Genomic DNA, 17,472 nt, shown 5'->3' on the forward strand with positions numbered 1-17,472 from the left:
TCTTGGACAGGTTTTGCCATGAAGTGAGAAAGCCTGCATTCGCAGTCTGTTCCGGCTCGATTTCCGCCCGACGTCACAATGGCCTTCTGGCATATCGAAGCGGGCGTCCATCGTCTCTCCAAAGCGGCCCATCATCGCATCATGGTGCATGCAAGCGCGGCGACGCGTTCCTACTGCAATGAGGTTGGTCGATATTTCGTGAGGCGCGCCGGCGATATTGACCTGGTGCCCGCTGGCCAAGAGGGCGGTTTCGAGACTGAAACCCCGTTCGACACGATCGAGATCGCGTTACAACCAGCCCTGATGGAAAGGGTGGCGGCTGAGCTTGGCGGCAAGGCGCGCGCATTGCCGCTCGACACACGTCACCTGCTTCGTGATCAGCGCATCCAACATCTCGCCCGAGCACTCGAGAGCGATGTCAACGCAAACTCACCGAGTGGACCTTTGTTTGCCGACAGCATTGGCGCAGCTCTTGCGGTGAGGCTGCTCGGTCTTGACAATCTCGATGTCGACCGAAGAAACCGGTTGTCAGATGCCCAGCTCAAGCGTGTGTTGGAGCATATTGAGGCTGGCCTGCACGAGCCCCTTTCGATCCTCCGACTGAGCCGAGTTGCCGGGGCGAGCAGCTCGCACTTGCGGGCTTGGTTCAAGGCGGCGACAGGCTTCACCCTGCACCGGTACGTGTTGCGACGCCGGGTCGAACGCGCACGCGTCCTGCTCCGGCGCGGGGATCTCAGCACAAGCGAGGTTGCGGAATTGACGGGCTTTGCGCACCAGTCACACCTGGCGCATTGGATGCGTCGTGAGATCGGCCAAACGCCGCGTGACTTGCGGCGGTCGCAGCCCAAATGATCTTGTCATTGGATGGCGTTGGCGACGCCACCCAACGTATCAGTCCCTCAGTGGCTTGCCGAGCCGGCCAGCCAGGTCCTGGGTGAACTGCCAGGCGACGCGACCTGAGCGGCTGCCGCGGGTGGTCGCCCATTCCAGTGCTTCGGCGCGCAGTTGCTCGGGATCCACGACAAGGCCATGGTGCCTGACATAGCCGTCGATCATGTCGAGATACTCGTCCTGCGAACATTTGTGGAAGCCGAGCCACAGCCCGAACCGGTCGGACAGCGACACTTTTTCCTCGACCGCCTCGGACGGGTTGATGGCGGTCGAGCGCTCGTTGTCGATCATGTCGCGGGGCAAAAGATGCCGGCGGTTCGAGGTGGCATAGAAGATGACATTGGCGGGGCGGCCCTCGACGCCGCCTTCGAGCGCTGCCTTGAGCGATTTGTAGGAGGTGTCGTCATGGTCGAAGGAGAGGTCGTCGCAAAACAGGATGAAGCGGAAGGGCGCCGCCTTGAGCAATCCCATCAGCTTCGGCAGCGTGTCGATGTCCTCGCGGTGGATTTCGATCAGCTTCAACGGCAGGTCGGACTTGGTCCTGGCGTTGATCTGGGCATGCACGGCCTTGACCAGCGACGATTTGCCCATGCCGCGCGCGCCCCACAACAATACGTTGTTGGCCGGATAGCCGCCAGCGAAGCGTTCGGTGTTGTCGACAAGGATGTCGCGGACGCGGTCGACGCCACGGATCAGGCCGATGTCGACGCGGTTAACCCTGCGCACCGGTTCCAGATAGCCCGGATCGGCCTGCCAGACGAAGCAATCGGCCGCGCCGATGTCGGTTTGGGGTACCGGCGGCGGGGCAAGACGGCTCACCGCTTCGATCAGCCGGTCGAGTTTCTGGTTCAGGGCTTCAATGCTGCTGTCGGTCATGGCTGTCTTTTGTTTCGCGTTTTGACGTGTGGGGGCGTGAAGCTGGCCGATTCCGTCTGATACAAAACCGGCTGCAACCTTTTGTTCGAGCGTGATCTTTTCCAAAAACTGGCTCGCGCTTTTCGCGATCCTGCTCTAACACGGCTCAACAGGCCGGAAAAGCAGCCGATTTGGGCGGCCGCGCAGTTGCATTGACAACTTTACCGACTATATTCCGGCCAAATTTCAAGGGGCCGCCAGATTGGCGGCTGTTTTCAAAATTCAGGAGTACCTCGATGTTCGTGACACCGGCATACGCCCAAGGCGTCGGCGCTTCTCCAGACATGTTTATCAGCATTTTGCCGTTTGTCCTGATTTTCGTGATCATGTATTTTCTGATCATCAGGCCGCAGCGCACGCAGCTGAAGAAGCGCGGCGAGATGCTGGCCGCGGTCCGTCGCGGCGACACGGTCGTCACCGGCGGCGGCTTCGTCGGCAAGGTGACCAAGGTGATCGACGACAACGAGCTCGAGATCGACCTCGGCGGTGGCATGAAGGTGACGGCGCTGCGTTCCACGATCGCCGATGTGCGCGTCAAGGGCGAGCCGGTCGCCAACCAGAACGCCAAGAAATAACCGAATTGTCGGCGGAGGGATCCGCCAGCATGCCTGACGGAGGACGCCATTTGCCGCCTTCTTCGCGCTTCAGGATAGTTCTGATCTGTGTGGCTGCGGTCATTACAGCAGTGCTTGATGTGTCCATCCTTTTCGCGGCAAGTCCGCTCGCGAAGCAGCCTTATTGGGCACCAAAAATCCAGACGGCGATTGGCCTCGATCAAAAGGGCATTTCGCGCTTCGTATTCGGCCTGGATCTGGACGAATTGATCAAAGGCAGGCTGGAGACGACCCAAGACGAAATCCGCTCACTGCTGCGTTCCGCTCACATCGGCTATACCGGTCTGGCTGTATCGGGTCGCGCGGTTCAGGTACACATTTCGGATGCCGCTCAGCTTGTTTTGGCCAAAGTAACGCTAAAGACACTGACCGATCCGTCTGCCGATGATGACGCAGTCCAGGAGCTGGTGCTGGATGAGTCCGGACCAGTCTTGCTCAAATTCGTCATCACGGGCGCCGGCATCAAATACCTAACGTCCGCGGCTTTGAAGCAGTCAGTGGAGGTCATCAAGCATCGCATCCATGACTTCAGGAGGGTTGAATCGGGCATTTCGGAGCCGATCGTGCGGCAGCAAGGCGATGATCGGATTATGGTCCAAGTGTCGGGCCTCAAGGATTCGCATAGGCTAAGTAATATCCTTGTTCGTGCCGCCAAGCTGACTGTCCAGATGATTGATGGATCGATGCCGGTGAAAGACGCGCTTAATGGGCCGCTGCCCAATTCGTCCAGCATGCTTTATTCACACGACGATCCGCCGGTCCCCTACCTGATCGAGAACCGTGTCATCGTTTCGGATGACAACCTGATCAATGCGAAGCCGGCCTACAGCCCGCAAAGTCACAAGCCGATTGTCCTGTTTCGGGTCGATTCAAAAGGAACCGCACGGCTAAGCCGGGAGACCTCGCAGAATGTCGGCAGTTCGTTTGCAGTCGTGCTGGACGGTCGGGTGGTTTCAGTACCGGTAATCCGCGAGCCCATCCTTGACGGCATCGGCCAGATATCGGGCAATTTCACTGTCGAGGACGCTAACGATCTCGCCGTGCTATTACGCAATGGCCGCTTACCCGCACGATTGACAATAGTTGAAGAAAGTCCGATGGCAGCACCAAAGTGACCGCCTTGTGCTCGACAACCACAGATGCGCGGATGAATGGTGAGCCGGTGGCGAACCAGAATGCCAAGAAATAACCGAATTTTAGGCGGAGCGATCCGCGGACACGCTCTGACGGACGACGCCATATGCTGTATTTTTCGCGCTTCAAGATGATCCTGATCTGGGTGGCCGTGGCCATCACGGTGATCCTCGCCGCGCCCAATCTCATCCCCGCAAGCACTTTGGCCAAGCTTCCCGACTGGGTGCCGAAGCGGCAGATGACGCTCGGCCTCGATCTGCAGGGCGGCTCGCACATCCTGCTGGAGATGAATCAGAACGATCTGATCAAGGACCGGTTGGAGACGACGCGCGACGAAATCCGCACGCTGCTGCGTGACGCCAAGATCGGCTACACCGGCCTCGCCGGCACCGGACGTGTCTTGCAGGTCCGTATCACCGATCCCGCCCAGATCGATGCCGCCAAGACGGCGCTGAAGACGCTGACCGATCCGGTCGCTGCCGGCCTGTTCACCGGCGGCTCCATCCAGGAAATGACGCTCGATGATTCCGAGCCCGGCCTGCTCAAGTTCAACGTCACCGACGCCGGCATCAAATATCGCACATCGACGGCGCTGACGCAGTCGATCGAGGTGGTCGAGCGCCGCGTCAACGAACTCGGCACGACCGAACCTATCGTGCAGCGACAGGGCGACGACCGTATCCTTGTCCAGGTGCCGGGTCTTCAGGACCCGCAAAGGCTGAAGGAAATCCTCGGCCAGACCGCCAAGCTGACCTTCCAGATGGTCGACCAGTCGATGCCGGTGCAGGATGCCCTCAACGGCCGTCCGCCAGCCGGCTCGTCGGTGCTGTACTCGCAGGACGATCCGCCGGTTCCGTATCTGATCGAAAATCGCGTCATCGTCTCGGGCGAAAACCTCGTTGACGCACAGGCGACATACAATTCGCAGAACAACGAGCCGGTGGTGTCGTTCCGCTTTGATTCGAAAGGGGCGGCGCGCTTCGGCCAGGCCACTGCGCAGAATGTCGGCAAGCTGTTCGCCATCATCCTCGACAACCAGGTGATTTCGGCGCCGCAGATCCGCGAGCCGATCCTCGGCGGCACCGGCCAGATATCCGGCAACTTCACCGCCCAGAGCGCCAACGACCTTGCGGTGCTGCTGCGCGCCGGTGCGTTGCCCGCAACGCTTACGGTCATCGAAGAACGCACGGTGGGTCCGGGCCTTGGCCAGGATTCGATCCATGCCGGCAAGGTCGCCGGCATCATCGGTTCTATCCTCGTCGTCGCCTTCATGTTCGTCGCCTACGGCTTCCTCGGCTTCCTGGCCAACATCGCGCTGGCGGTGCACGTGGCGATGATCGTCGGCGTGCTCTCGTTGCTTGGCGCGACGCTGACCTTGCCTGGTATCGCCGGTATCGTGCTGACCATCGGCATGGCGGTCGATTCCAACGTGCTGATCTACGAACGAATCCGCGAGGAGCGACGCGCCGGCCGCTCCGTGATCCAGGCGATCGATACCGGTTTCACCAAGGCGCTGGCGACCATCGTCGATTCCAACATCACTTCGCTGATCGCCACCGTGGTGCTGTTCTATCTCGGTACCGGGCCGGTGAAGGGCTTTGCCATCACTTATGCCATCGGCATCCTGACGACCGTGTTCACCGCTTTCACCTTCACCCGGCTGCTGGTCTCGATCTGGCTGCGCCGGGCTCGCCCGAAGGAACTGCCGCGCGCGCCGGTGACCTTCGTTCCGCCCGGCACGAAAATTCCGTTCATGGGCATCCGTCGCTGGACGTTCACGCTGTCAAGCGCACTGTCGATCCTCTCGGTGGTGATGTTCATGACCGTCGGCATCAATTACGGCATCGATTTCAAGGGCGGTTCGCTGATCGAGGTACAGGCCAAGAGCGGCAATGCCGACCTCGCCGACCTCCGCTCGCGCCTGACCGAGCTCAACATCGGCGAAGTCCAGGTCCAGCAGTTCGGTACGCCCAACGACGTGTTGATCCGCGTCGGCACGCAGGATGGCGGCGAGAATGCCGAGCAGACCGTCATCGACAAGGTGCGCGGCGAACTGCAGGACAATTATGACTTCCGCCGCGTGGAAGTGGTGGGACCGACAGTCTCCGGAGAACTCGCCAAGCAAGGCACCATCGCCATGCTGATCGCGCTGCTCGGCATCCTGGTCTATGTCTGGTTCCGCTTCGAATGGCAGTTCGCGGTCGGCGCCATCGTGGCGACGGTGCACGATGTGGTCATGACACTTGGCTTCTTCGTCATCACCGGGCTGGAGTTCAACCAGTCGTCACTGGCGGCGATCCTGACCATCATCGGCTATTCGCTGAATGACACGATCGTGGTCTATGACCGTGTTCGCGAGGATCTGCGAAAATACAAGCGGATGCCGCTGCCGCAACTGTTGAACAACGCCATCAACGAGACTCTGTCGAGGACGACACTGACATCGGTGACGACGATCCTGGCGCTGCTGGCGCTGGTGCTGTTCGGCGGCGAGGTGATCCGCTCGTTCACCATGGCCATGCTGTTCGGCGTCGTCTTCGGCACCTATTCCTCGATCTTTATCGCCGCACCGCTGCTGATCCTGTTCAAGTTGCGGCCGCAGGCAACTGCCGACGAGGAGAAGCCGGTCAATGGCGGCAAGGCGGTCGCGACCTGACGCGCCGCCCCGAAGGGATGACAGAACGATGACCAGCAAAGGCATCGTCATCCGCGAGGCGCATTTTCCGGGCCGCGCGCCGATCGAAGCCTACGGCAATGGCGGGTTCCGCTTTGCCGACATGTCGCACCGTGGTTCGCTCATGTGCCTGCCATCCGGCATCCATGGTTGGGAACCGGCTGATCCCCTGGCGCTGACGGTGGCGGATTTCGACAGGCTGCTGGCTGAGGCCGACAAGGTCGAAATCCTGCTGGTCGGCATGGGCAGGGATCTCAGGCCATTGCCCGCCGCATTGCGGGCCGCGCTGAAGGCCGCCGGCATTGCATCCGACCCGATGTCGACGGGGGCCGCGGTGCGGACCTACAATGTCCTTCTGGCGGAAGAGCGCGCGGTGGCCGCAGCGCTCATTGCCGTCGATTGACATGTCTCGAAGCGCTGAAATCGTCATGGACGCGGTGCGCGCCACCGACCATGACCGCTATCTGACCGCGCTCTATGCAACGGCGGACAAGCGCGACGCGCTGTTTTCGCTCTATGCCTTCAATGCCGAGATCGCAGGCATTCGCGATCGCATCCATGAAGCGCTGCCGGGCGAAGTGCGGCTGCAGTGGTGGCGCGATGTCATTGCCGCCGGCGGCGAGGCCGGCGCCGGCCATCCCGTTGCCGAAGCCTTGAACGCCACGATAGCGACGTTCGGCCTTCCGGAGCCGGCCTTCGAGAACATGCTCGATGCGCGCATCTTCGACCTCTACGACGACCCGATGCCGTCGCGCACCGATCTGGAAGGCTATTGCGGCGAGACGGCCGCAGCACTCATCCAGCTTGCGGCGATGGTGCTCGATCCCGTCGAGGCGCCGCGCTTTGCCGATCTGGCGGGCAGGGCAGGCTGTGCGCAGGCGATGACCGGCCTGCTGCTGCTGTTGCCGCTGCATCGCCGGCGCGGACAGTGTTTTGTCCCGGCCGATATCCTTGCAGCGGCCGGCTCTTCGCCGCAGGAGTTCGTTGCCGGTGATGGCGGACCCGGCGCCAAACGCGCGGTGGCGGCGATGATGGCGCTGGCACGGGAACATCTTTCCGCCTTCGAGCGAGGCGCTCCGGCTCTGCCTGTATCGCTGCGTCCGGCATTCCTGCCGCTCGCCCTGTCACGTGCCTATCTCGGCAAGATGGAGAATGGTTCGCCGCTCGAAGGCGTGGCGCGGCTGTCGGCCTTGCGCCGGCATTGGCTGCTGCTGCGTCGCGCGAGCAAGGGCTGGCCTGCGCTTTGACGTAAACGTCAATCATGTTAAGACGTCCCCGCGCCAAACTGTTGCTGAAGACAACAGGCCGGCCCGGAGGAGATGAATGAGCTTACCCATATTGGTAGCGATCGTTACCTTCGGCATCGCGCTGTCGGTTGCGGCGGTGCATTTCACCGGCGGCAGCAAGACGGCGACGCTCAGCAGTGTCGATCGCGCAGTGAGCCGATTCACTGAGGATTTTCCCGACGAGATCGCGACGGTGGTCCGCCTGACAGCGGATGCCAAGACGGCGTTTCTGGATATCGGGCGAGGGCGCATCGGCATCGTTCACAGCATCGGCGATCGCTTTTTGACCCGCATCGTCTCGCCTCAGAATGTCGCGGTTTTGAACGCCGGAGATGCGAACACGGTTTCGCTGCGGCTCGCCGATTTCACCTGGAAGGGCGGCCGCTTCCGCTTTGCCAGCTCAACGGATGCACAGGGCGTGCTGAAAGCGCTTGAGCCGCAAGGTTCAAATTCCACTGGGCAGGCCGCGTGATGGACAGCTACAATTTCCCGCAAGTCACCCAACTGGCCATCCCGTTCTTCGTGGTCGCGATCCTGATCGAGCTTTGGTTGGTGCGCACCGGCCGCGCCAGGGATTCGTTCGAGACGCGCGACACCTTGACCAGCCTGATGATGGGCACCGGCAATGTCGTTGCCGGGCTGCTGCTTGGCGTCGTGTCCTACTGGGCACTGCTGTGGCTGTGGCAATTCCGCGTCTTCAATCTCGGCCTGTCGGTCTGGGTGTTCCTGGCCGCCTTCCTGCTCGATGATCTGCGCTACTACGTCTATCATCGCATCGCGCACCGGGTGCGCTGGGTGTGGGCCGAACACGTAAACCACCATTCCAGCCAGCACTACAATCTGTCGACGGCGCTCAGGCAAAGCTGGACCGGTCTGTTCACCTTCATGTTCGTTTTGCAGGCGCCGCTGGTGCTGCTCGGCTTCCACCCGGCGGTGATTGCCTTCACCTTCGGCTTCAACCTTGTCTGGCAGTTCTGGATCCACACCGAGACGATCGGCAAGATGTGGAGCTGGTTCGAGTTCGTCTTCAACACGCCGTCACACCACCGCGTCCATCACGCCACCAATCCGCGCTACCTCGACGCCAACTATGCCGGCACGCTGATCATCTGGGATCGCGTGTTCGGCACCTTCGTCGGAGAACTGGAAGAAGACCGGCCGCGCTACGGCATCGTCAGGAATCTCGGCACCTTCAATCCGCTGAAAGTGGCGTTCCATGAATGGATCGGCATGTTCAGGGATGCCTTTGCGCCCGGTCTGACGTTGAGCGACCGCCTGAACTATCTGATCAAGCCGCCGGGCTGGAGCCATGACGGCTCGCGCGAAACTTCCGAGACATTGAAAGCTGCCTATGTCAGGCGAAATCCTGATGAGGCGGGCAAGCCGGGGTTGCCGGCGGCTGGTGTCGAGCCAGCCGAATAACCATCGCCTCAGGATGGTTCGCTCGACCCGCCCTCGCGCATCAGCGTTTCATAGTCGCGACCGCCATGGAAGATGTTGACGATGCGGACGAAGTTATCGTCGATGATGTAAGCGATGACTGCAGAGTGCTCGAACGGAACTGTTCGCAATCCTGGCAGGATGTCGTCGCGGGAACGACCGCCGCGAGGCGCGTTGCCGATGCTCTGGCACCGGTCTTCGATGCGCAGAACGAACTTCAGCGCGACGTCAGGACTTCCATTGGCTTCGACTATATGTCTGAAAATGTTGGCCAGATCATTTCTGGCATCTTCACGATACTCGACCTCAAGCCGCCGAATCATCGGCACGGCTCGAATACTGGGCGAAGAGTCCCCGGAGGTGAGTGCGAACCTCTTCTCCCGAATGGCCCGGCCTTGTATCCTCGATCGACGCCTTCACCCGGGCTCTGATCGACGCCATGCGCTCGGCATGCTCTTCCTCTTCGCGCTGGAAGGCGCGAAGGGCTGCACGGATGACTTCGCTGGCCGATCCGAAGGAGCCATCTTCGACCTTTTCGCGGATCATGCGCGCCATTGCGGGCGTGACGGTGACCGATAGTTTCTCGGCGGATTCCATGGCTGTCTCTCTTAGGCAAGAAGTGAGATAGTATCCTACTTGACGCCTATGGTCCAATCAGAGAGGAAGCTGGCTACTCTGCAGCTTCGGCCGTTTCCGTTTGCGCCGCCAATCCCAGCCATTGCCGGCAATCGGCGCGTGCGCGCGATGTGATGGCATGCCGCTTGGCGACGGTCTTGTCCTTGCCGCGCATGCGCTTGCCCTCGGTCTTCGGCGCTTCCACAGGCGGGAACAGGCCGAAATTGACGTTCATCGGCTGGAAAGAGCGCTTTCCCGGCTCGTCATCCGAAACGATGTGGCCGCCTGTGATGTGGTTGAGCAGCGCGCCGAAGGCCGTGGTCAGCGGCGGCAGCGACGGCGCATGGCCGAGCCTTTCCGCGGCGGCGAAACGGCCGGCGAGCAGGCCGATCGCGGCACTCTCGACATAGCCCTCGCAGCCGGTGATCTGGCCGGCAAAACGCAGGCCGGGGCGCGACTTCAGCTGCAGCGAAGCGTCGAGCAAGGTCGGCGAGTTGATGTAGGTGTTGCGGTGCAGGCCGCCGAGGCGGGCGAAATCGGCGTTTTCGAGACCCGGTATGGTGCGGAACACGCGCACCTGCTCGGCGTGCTTCAGCTTGGTCTGGAAGCCGACCATGTTATAGAGCGTGCCCAGCGCATTGTCCTGCCGCAGCTGGACGACGGCATAGGCCTTCACCGTCGGATTGTGTGCATTGGTCAGCCCCATCGGCTTCATGGGGCCGTAACGGAGCGTCTCGACGCCGCGTTCGGCCATGATCTCAATCGGCAGGCAGCCGTCGAAATAGGGCGTGCCTTCCCATTGCTTGAATTCGGTTTTCTGGCCGTCGACCAGCGCCTGAACGAAGGCAAGGTACTGGTCCTTGTCCATCGGGCAGTTGATGTAGTCCTTACCGGTGCCGCCGGGCCCGACCTTGTCGTAGCGCGACTGGAACCAGCAAATGTCCATGTCGATCGTGTCGAAGTGGACGATCGGCGCGATGGCGTCGAAGAAGGCTAGCGCATCGGCGCCGGTCGCTTCCGCGATCGACTGGGCAAGTGAGGGCGCGGTCAATGGACCCGTGGCGATGATCGCCTGGTCCCAATCCGCCGGCGGCAGGCCCGGCACTTCCTCGCGCTGGATTGATATCAGCGGGTGCGCTTCAAGCCTTTTCGTCACCGCGTCGGCAAATCCGTCGCGGTCGACGGCGAGCGCGCCGCCAGCAGGCACCTGGTTGGCGTCGCCGGCGCTCATGATCAGCGAGCCGGCCAGCCGCATTTCGGCATGCAACAGGCCGACGGCATTGTTGTCGGCGTCGTCGGAGCGGAAGGAGTTCGAACAGACCAACTCGGCCAGGCTGTCGGTCTTGTGCGCATCGGTGCCGCGAACGGGCCGCATTTCATGCAGGATGACGGGCCCGCCGGCCTCGGCTGCCTGCCATGCGGCTTCGGAACCGGCGAGGCCGCCGCCGATGATGTGGATTGGGTTTTTGCTCATGAACGCCGGAATAATCGCTTGGTGCGGCGATTGCAATTGCCGTGCGCGGTGCGGAGCAAACAGCTGCTGATCGGAGCGCCCCTGAAAACAACAACACCCGCCGGGGGAGGAGGTCCGGCGGGTGTCGTTTTTGGGGTCGACCCTCGGGAGGAGGTGAAGGTCGGACCTATTCGTCATTGCCGGGGAGGAGGTCGGCTTTGACGAAATCTCTTTCGCTAATTTTGAAAGGGGCGAAACCCTTTGGGGCAAATTTGATCTGCCCCGGGGAAACAGCGCCCGCCGCGGGAGGAGGTGCGGCGGGCGCCGTTTTTGTGGTCAACCCTTGGGAGGAGGTAAGGGGTGACCGTATTCGTCAAGGTCGGGGAGGAGGTCGACCCTGCCGAAATTCTGTCTAGATCGCCTGGCGGGCGATGATCTTGATTTCGTCGCGGACGATACCGAGATCATGCAGCTGGCGGTTGGAAAGGCGACCCAGCTCGGTAACCGTCTCGCGATAAACGCGCCAGTTACGATAGTTGCGGATCAGGTTCATTGTCGTTCTCTTTTTCAAAACTGGTTCGGACCATTCGCGGTCCGAAGAATTAGACCGCCTTGCGAGCGACGTAAGGAATGTCGCTGCGGCTGATGCCGAGGTCGGTCAGTTCACGGTTGCTCAGGCGGCTCAGCTCGGACACGGTGTCCCTGTAGCGGCGCCAGTTGCGGTAGTTGCGGATCAGGTTCATGGTAGTTCTCGTTTCGTCTTTCTTGCGGATCATTCCGTTTGTGTACGAACTATAAATAGGCGGACCCATATCGATTTAAAAGCGCTATGGCTGCATGGCAGCAATGCAAATTGTGCAATGCAGCATTAACGGGCGTTCACGGACCTGACACAAAGAAACCCGAATCGGAAAATGCCGCCGCGTCAACGATTTGACCGGATCGGCTGAAAAAAAGACCAAACGTGGGGGAGACACAGCATGGCGGGGTATTCGTCGCGAGTCAGGGCGGATATCGCGCGTTGGCTGCAGGCCGGGCTGATTGACGCCGCCACAGCCGATTCGCTTTCGCGCAATGTCGAGGCCAACGCGCGCGAGTCGATCAGCTTCGGCTCTATCCTGGCAATGATGGCCGCTTTGCTGTTCGGCGCCGCCATCCTGATTTTCGTCGCCGCCAACTGGGACGCCATCCCGCGCCTGGCACGCGTGGCGGCACTGTTTGCCGTCATCCTCGGCGGCTATGTCGGCGGCGCGGTGCTGAAGACCCGCGACCATGCGGCCATCGGGGAAGCGCTCTGGATCGTGGCGGCTGCGGCTTTCGGCGGCTCGATCGCACTGGTCGGCCAGATGTATCATCTCTCGGGCGACGAGGCCTCGGCTCTGGTCACCTGGGGCGCCGGCACGGCGCTGGCGGCAGTGGCGATGCGTTCGAACCCGTTGACCATGGCTTCGGTCGGCATCGCCGATGCCTGGCTGTTCCTGAAAGGCTTCGACTACTACAGCCGCAGCGAATTTCCGCATGCCTTCTTGATCATGGCGATCGTGCTGTTTGCCGTCTCGTTCTGGACCCGCAGCCAGGCGGCGCGCCACCTGATCACCCTGTCGGTTCTGTTCTATCTTGTGCTGCTGGTCACCAACCACGACACGCTGCAGGTGGCGATCCCGCTGGTCGTCGTCTCGGCGCTGCTGTTCGCGGCCTCGGTCTTCGCGCCGGATCCGGTCGACCGGGTCGTGCAGCTCGGCGGCCGCTTGCCCTTGCACGCATTGCTCGGCTTCCTCACCGGCCTCGCAATGATCCAGTTCGAACTGGCCGATGAAAGCACCTACGAAAGCGGTTTTGCCCTCGCTTCGGTGATCGCGCTTGCCGGCATTGTCGCCGCAATCGTGCTGGCAGGACGGGAGAGCCGTGGGCTGCGCTGGCTTGCCTATGCCGGCTTCGCCTTCGAACTCGCCATCATCTATGTGGTGACCTTGCAATCGATGCTCGATACAGCCGGCTTCTTCCTTGCCGCCGCGGTGCTGCTCGGCATCCTTGCGATCGTCATCATCCGCGTGGAAAAACGCATGAAGGGCCCAGATGCCAAAGGAGCCACGGCATGATCACCGGGAAAAGGCTTGTCATCTCGGCACTGGTGCTGGCGCTCGTTCAAATCGGCTTCCTGAGCTGGATCATCGCCGGTCGCGCGGCCATCCTGCGCAACGGCAAGGAAGTCTTGCTGAAGATCGAACCTGTCGATCCGCGCGACCTCCTGCGCGGCGATTATATTATCCTGGGCTACGATATTTCGCGCATACCGGTGAAAATGATCGCCAACATTCCGCCCGACAAGTTTTCCAGCGACGACACCTCGATTGTCGTGCGCCTGAAGAAGGGCTCCGACGGCTATTGGCAGCCGACGACAGCCTGGTTCGGCAAGGCGCCGAAGCCGGCCGCTGCGGACGAGGCCGATATTTTAGGCCACATCGCCGAGGGCTGGGATCTTCGCGGCGAAGGGATGACCATCGCGCCGGACTATGGCATCGAACGCTTCTATCTGCCGGAAGGCGAGGGGATGGCGATCCAGAACGACATGCGGGTGCGGCCATTCGGCATCCGTCTTGCGCTCGCCGGCGACGGCACCGCGCAGATCAAGGCGCTGGTGGACGGCGACAAGACGCTGTTCGAGGAACCACTCTACTAAGTCCCTTATTTGCAGTGGTGTGAAACATGCCAGTTAGCCTGTCGACGCGTGAGGACATCAACCTCGACACTGTTTTCCGCGTCGCCTGGAAGAAGGACACGGTGGACATCGACGAGAAGGCCTTGCAGCGCATCGCCGAATGCCGCGCCTCGTTTCTCAGGCTGATTGAATCCGATCCGCCACCGGTCATCTATGGCGTCACCACCGCCATGGGAGAGCTGGCGAGCCGCAAGCTCGAACTCGACGAGCGGGATCGCCATGCGCGCATCAAGGCGTTTGCCGCCGCCACCTCGTTCGGCGATCCCTTGCCGGATCGCGTGGTCAGGGCGATCGTGCTTGCCCGCCTGACGAACTTCATCGAGGGCAACGCCGCCACCTCGCCACGCATCGCGCTTGCCGTGGCCGCAATGCTCAATGGTGGGCCGATGCCAACAGTGCCGGCCTCGGGCCAGGGCGGCGCCGGCGAAATCCTGGCGCTCTATCCGCTGTTTGCCGAGCTTTCGACGCGCTTCGATCTCGAGGTCAAGGAACGCGGCTCGCTGATCAACGGCTCGCCCTGCGCTGCAGCCCTCGTAGCGGACGCGGCGCTCGCGGCGCGCCGCCGGATCCGCATGGCGCAAAAAGTGTTCGCGCTGTCGATCGAGGCGTTTCGCGCCCCGCTCGAACACTATGACGCCGCCCTCGATACGCTCTGGGGTGATGAGCATGAGGCCGCGGCCCTGCAGGGTTTGCGGGAATTTCTGGTTGGCGCCGGCGATGGGCGACGCAATTATCAGGCGCCGGTCAGCTACCGCATCGTGCCGCGCGTCCTCGGCCAGGCGCATCGTGCGCTGTCGTCGGCCGAGCGGGCAGCCAATGTGTCGCTGGCCTCTATATCGGACAATCCGGTCTATATCCCGCCCGAAGATGCACATCCGCTCGGCCGCTGCATCTCGACCGGCGGCTATCACAACGCCATGGCGACGCCGGCGCTGGATGATCTGGCGGCGATATGGGCCGACATCTGCCTGCTTTGTGATCGCCACGCCTCCAAGCTGCTCAACGGCAAGGTGTCGCTGCTGCCCGATCTTCTGATGACCGGACGACACTCGGCCGACAGCGATGGCCACGGCAATGTCGGCTACGTGCCGATGGCGATCACCGGCTATCTCGAGCAGGCCAAGCTGGCGGCGCAACGTACCTTCATTCCGGGCACGGAATCGGCCGGTGCGGGGCAGGACGACGTCGCCACGACGGCATTCTTCGCATGGACCAAGGAAGCGACCGCCGGCCGCTGCGTCGATGCCGCCATGGCGATGCTGGCGATGATCGCCTCGCAGGCGCTGCACGTCACCGAACGGACGCCGCCGCCGGCACTGCGCTCCTTCGTCGATCAAATCAGAGCTATCGTGCCGCCTGTCGGTGCCGATCGTGTGCTGGGGCCTGAGCTTGCCAGGCTGGCGGAATGGTTCACACAGAAAGTGTTCGAGGCGTAGAGATGCCAACAAGCCCTGGCTGGTGAAATTGGTGCGCCTGAACGGATGAAATTCGAACCGGTCCTCCTTGGCCAAGGCTTCGGAGGACGCTCCTTTGTCTAAGCGGTGTCGCGCCTTCAGGCGACCCGCTTCAGGTCTTTGTCTTTGTGCATGTCGCTCTCCCAAAACCGAGGTCACTTTGGGCGACATGCACTAACGAGCTTCAGGTGGCCCGCCACCCCAAGCTCGAAGAGCGAAGGCTGGTGCGGACGACGGGAATCGAACCCGTACGATCAGAGATCGAGGGATTTTAAGTCCCTTGCGTCTACCAATTCCGCCACGTCCGCAGGCCAGCCCTTTTCAGACGCCTGACACAGGCCGTCAAGTCGTGTTGTTGAGCGTTCGCCGAACGTGCAAACAGACGGGGCGGCTTGATGATACTGGCGCGATCACGGAATTATCGGCGCGGCGGGTAGTGGTAGGATGCCTGTGTGGTGGATTTGATCTGCCAAGGCCGGCGCCTCTCAGGCCCAACCCATTCCCCCCGCCCACTGGGAGCGTCGGCCACCCTTCCATGAAAGAGCCCTTTGAGTGGTTGCCTGGTCCGGCAGCGTCGCGATTGTGGCCCTGCTCAGAACTTGTAGCTCAAATTGATGCCTACCGTGTTGAGCTTCACGTTCTGATCGCGATCGTTGAAGGGTTCCGCCACGTCGTAGTGCTCGGAGCCGAAATCATAGTAGCGATACTGTGCGCCGACGACGAACTTGTCGGTCAACGCGTAGTCGACGCCGGCACCCACGGTCCAGCCGACATTCGTGCGCGTGCTGGCGAACGCCGGACCCGCGACTTGCGATGTTTCGATGCCGGCAAAGGCGACGCCGCCAATGCCGTAGACCAGCAGGCGATCCATGGCGTAGCCGGCCTTGGCGTTGACCGACCCGAACCACTTGATGTCGGTGCCGAATGTGCTTCCCAGCGCCGATACCGTCGTGCCGCCGACCGAGGAATAGTTGAGGTCCGCCTCGGCGCCGAGCACCGCCTGGTTGAACTGCCACAGGCCTGCGACATGGCCGCCGACAAAACCGCCGTCAATGTCGGGCGCGATGGAAAACGGCGCGCCTTCTGTCACCGATATATCGGATTGGCCCCAGCCATAGCCGGCCTGCAGACCAGCGTAGTAGCCGGTCCAGTCGAAGCCGGGCGCGGTCATAGGCACGTCGACCGTTGGGTCGGCTGCAAAAGCCGGCACGGCCAGAACGGCGAGAAAACCGGCACTTGCGACTATCAGTCGACGCATCGAACTCCCCAAATGACGATTCAGAAAGATCCTCGCCAGAAGGATAACCGCATTCGCCGCAATCGCAATCCCCCTGTCGCCGCACAGAATCCTCTATTTGTCGTCGATGAAGTCCAGCACAGCCTGGTTATATTCATCCGGCGCTTGCAGCATGGCGAAATGACTGGCGTTGGGCAGGATAATCAGCTTCGCGCCCGGGATGGCGGAGGCGATATATTCGGTGTGTTCGCGCTTGATCGCTTCGTCATGGTCGCCGGCAACGATCGCCGTCGGCGTGGTTATCTCAGCGAGCTGCTCCTTGGTCCACGCCGGCTCGGTCTCCCACATATGGCTCATCTGCGCCACGAAGGCGTCATACTGGTCCGGTGTTTTCGACATCTTCTTGTAGTCGCGGCCGGAGCGGTCGATGTAGGCGGCAAAGGTCTTGTTGGTCATCACGCCCGGATCGACGCCGTCGGTGGTTACGTTGGCGGCTTGCGCAAACAGCCTTGTCAGCCGCTCCGGATGATGCAGCGCGATGTCGATACCGATGATGCCGCCGTCGCTCCAGCCGACGAGCGCGATCTTGTCGATCTTCAGGTAATCGAGCAGCGCCAGATAGTCCGACGCCATCAAGTCATAGCCATAGGGCTGCTCGGTGCGGGTGGAGCGGCCGTGGCCACGGCTGTCGGCGACGATCACCTTGTGCGTCTTGGAAAGCGTGGCCACCTGGCTGGCCCAGATGTCGGCGTGGCCGAGGCCGCCGTGAATGAGGAGCACCGGGTCGCCCGCGCCGAAAACGGCGTAGTACATCTGGATGCCGTTCACCGGCGCATATCCGCTCTGATCGGGTTTGGGCATGGCCGCAGGCTCCGGCAAGGTCTGCCAACGTTCCTCGGCGGCGGCAAAAGCGCTCGAGGCGGCGAACAAGATGACGATGGCGAACACTTTGCAAAAACGGGTCATGTTTTCCCCTTACGGCTCGGTCCGTAGCCAGCATCGCGCTTTGGCCAGATTAGTCAACAAGCTCAGTCTGCCGC

Annotated in this window: 20 protein-coding genes and 1 tRNA gene; 11 read left to right on the forward strand and 10 right to left on the reverse strand. The window is 61.7% G+C overall.

The features are described 5' to 3' along the window. Window positions 1-33: 33 nt before the first annotated feature. The gene (locus tag EOA19_RS14745) at window positions 34-852 is read left to right on the forward strand and encodes an AraC family transcriptional regulator (RefSeq protein WP_023812180.1); all 819 of its coding nucleotides are present in this window, start codon (window positions 34-36) and stop codon (window positions 850-852) included. A 39-nt stretch (window positions 853-891) separates the two neighbouring features. Here the strand turns inward: EOA19_RS14745 and EOA19_RS14750 are convergent, their stop codons facing one another. Further along, on the reverse strand, window positions 892-1,767 hold the full coding sequence (locus EOA19_RS14750) for an ATP-binding protein (RefSeq protein ID WP_023812179.1): 876 nt from the start codon (window positions 1,765-1,767) through the stop codon (window positions 892-894). 145 nt (window positions 1,768-1,912) lie between these two features. Further along, a complete protein-coding gene (locus EOA19_RS35275; protein WP_164892929.1) occupies window positions 1,913-2,134 on the reverse strand; it encodes a hypothetical protein in 222 nt (73 codons plus the stop codon). Here EOA19_RS35275 and yajC point away from each other — a divergent pair. The 7 genes from yajC to EOA19_RS14785 all read left to right on the forward strand — a co-directional run bounded on the left by yajC (window position 2,043) and on the right by EOA19_RS14785 (window position 8,936). Further along, window positions 2,043-2,381 (forward strand): preprotein translocase subunit YajC, encoded by a 339-nt coding sequence (yajC, locus tag EOA19_RS14755; RefSeq protein WP_023812178.1) that lies wholly within the window; start codon window positions 2,043-2,045, stop codon window positions 2,379-2,381. The two genes, EOA19_RS35275 and yajC, sit on opposite strands and share 92 nt — an antisense overlap. A gap of 29 nt (window positions 2,382-2,410) precedes the next feature. Then, window positions 2,411-3,535 (forward strand): hypothetical protein, encoded by a 1,125-nt coding sequence (locus EOA19_RS14760; RefSeq protein WP_128304015.1) that lies wholly within the window; start codon window positions 2,411-2,413, stop codon window positions 3,533-3,535. Between the two features lie 125 nt (window positions 3,536-3,660). Then, window positions 3,661-6,210, forward strand: coding sequence for a protein translocase subunit SecDF (gene secDF, locus EOA19_RS14765; RefSeq protein ID WP_128304016.1), 2,550 nt, complete (start codon window positions 3,661-3,663; stop codon window positions 6,208-6,210). A gap of 28 nt (window positions 6,211-6,238) precedes the next feature. Further along, window positions 6,239-6,631, forward strand: a complete 393-nt coding sequence (locus EOA19_RS14770; RefSeq protein ID WP_023812175.1) for an Mth938-like domain-containing protein — start codon at window positions 6,239-6,241, stop codon at window positions 6,629-6,631. A 1-nt stretch (window position 6,632) separates the two neighbouring features. Beyond that, window positions 6,633-7,475 (forward strand): phytoene/squalene synthase family protein, encoded by an 843-nt coding sequence (locus EOA19_RS14775; RefSeq protein ID WP_164892931.1) that lies wholly within the window; start codon window positions 6,633-6,635, stop codon window positions 7,473-7,475. Between the two features lie 136 nt (window positions 7,476-7,611). Beyond that, window positions 7,612-7,986, forward strand: coding sequence for a hypothetical protein (locus tag EOA19_RS14780; protein WP_348629836.1), 375 nt, complete (start codon window positions 7,612-7,614; stop codon window positions 7,984-7,986). Further along, entirely contained in the window at window positions 7,986-8,936 is a 951-nt protein-coding gene (locus tag EOA19_RS14785; RefSeq protein ID WP_206638039.1) for a sterol desaturase family protein, read from the forward strand. Before EOA19_RS14780 ends, EOA19_RS14785 begins: the two co-directional genes overlap by 1 nt. A gap of 8 nt (window positions 8,937-8,944) precedes the next feature. Here the strand turns inward: EOA19_RS14785 and EOA19_RS14790 are convergent, their stop codons facing one another. The 5 genes from EOA19_RS14790 to EOA19_RS14810 form a co-directional block, all read right to left on the reverse strand. Further along, a complete protein-coding gene (locus tag EOA19_RS14790; protein WP_128304048.1) occupies window positions 8,945-9,277 on the reverse strand; it encodes a type II toxin-antitoxin system RelE/ParE family toxin in 333 nt (110 codons plus the stop codon). Beyond that, window positions 9,261-9,551, reverse strand: coding sequence for a type II toxin-antitoxin system ParD family antitoxin (locus tag EOA19_RS14795; protein ID WP_128304019.1), 291 nt, complete (start codon window positions 9,549-9,551; stop codon window positions 9,261-9,263). Before EOA19_RS14795 ends, EOA19_RS14790 begins: the two co-directional genes overlap by 17 nt. Before the next feature lie 73 nt (window positions 9,552-9,624). Beyond that, entirely contained in the window at window positions 9,625-11,043 is a 1,419-nt protein-coding gene (trmFO, locus tag EOA19_RS14800) for a methylenetetrahydrofolate--tRNA-(uracil(54)-C(5))-methyltransferase (FADH(2)-oxidizing) TrmFO (RefSeq protein ID WP_128304020.1), read from the reverse strand. 391 nt (window positions 11,044-11,434) lie between these two features. Next, window positions 11,435-11,575, reverse strand: coding sequence for a DUF1127 domain-containing protein (locus EOA19_RS14805; RefSeq protein WP_013531314.1), 141 nt, complete (start codon window positions 11,573-11,575; stop codon window positions 11,435-11,437). A gap of 49 nt (window positions 11,576-11,624) precedes the next feature. Beyond that, a complete protein-coding gene (locus EOA19_RS14810; RefSeq protein ID WP_013531315.1) occupies window positions 11,625-11,765 on the reverse strand; it encodes a DUF1127 domain-containing protein in 141 nt (46 codons plus the stop codon). Window positions 11,766-12,002: 237 nt separating this feature from the next. Between EOA19_RS14810 and EOA19_RS14815 the strand changes: the two genes are divergently transcribed. Genes EOA19_RS14815 through EOA19_RS14825 form a run of 3 tightly spaced genes read left to right on the forward strand, consistent with a single transcriptional unit; the run spans window position 12,003 to window position 15,177 of the window. Further along, entirely contained in the window at window positions 12,003-13,121 is a 1,119-nt protein-coding gene (locus tag EOA19_RS14815) for a DUF2157 domain-containing protein (RefSeq protein ID WP_128304021.1), read from the forward strand. Next, a complete protein-coding gene (locus tag EOA19_RS14820; RefSeq protein ID WP_128304022.1) occupies window positions 13,118-13,702 on the forward strand; it encodes a GDYXXLXY domain-containing protein in 585 nt (194 codons plus the stop codon). The genes EOA19_RS14815 and EOA19_RS14820 overlap by 4 nt, the downstream gene beginning before the upstream one ends. Window positions 13,703-13,728: 26 nt before the next feature. Continuing rightward, window positions 13,729-15,177: an aromatic amino acid lyase gene (locus EOA19_RS14825; RefSeq protein ID WP_023812169.1), complete on the forward strand. Its 1,449-nt coding sequence runs from the start codon at window positions 13,729-13,731 to the stop codon at window positions 15,175-15,177. Window positions 15,178-15,417: 240 nt separating this feature from the next. Here EOA19_RS14825 and EOA19_RS14830 read toward each other — a convergent pair. The 3 genes from EOA19_RS14830 to EOA19_RS14840 form a co-directional block, all read right to left on the reverse strand. Next, window positions 15,418-15,503: transfer RNA gene (locus tag EOA19_RS14830), tRNA-Leu, on the reverse strand. Window positions 15,504-15,787: 284 nt separating this feature from the next. Further along, complete coding sequence (locus EOA19_RS14835) at window positions 15,788-16,453, reverse strand: outer membrane protein (protein WP_128304023.1); 666 nt, start codon at window positions 16,451-16,453, stop codon at window positions 15,788-15,790. Between the two features lie 93 nt (window positions 16,454-16,546). Beyond that, on the reverse strand, window positions 16,547-17,398 hold the full coding sequence (locus tag EOA19_RS14840) for an alpha/beta hydrolase (RefSeq protein ID WP_128304024.1): 852 nt from the start codon (window positions 17,396-17,398) through the stop codon (window positions 16,547-16,549). Window positions 17,399-17,472 lie beyond the last annotated feature (74 nt).

Origin of the sequence: Mesorhizobium sp. M7A.F.Ca.US.010.02.1.1 (assembly GCF_004023085.1) — a bacterium.
In the GTDB taxonomy this organism is placed as follows: Bacteria; Pseudomonadota; Alphaproteobacteria; order Rhizobiales; family Rhizobiaceae; genus Mesorhizobium.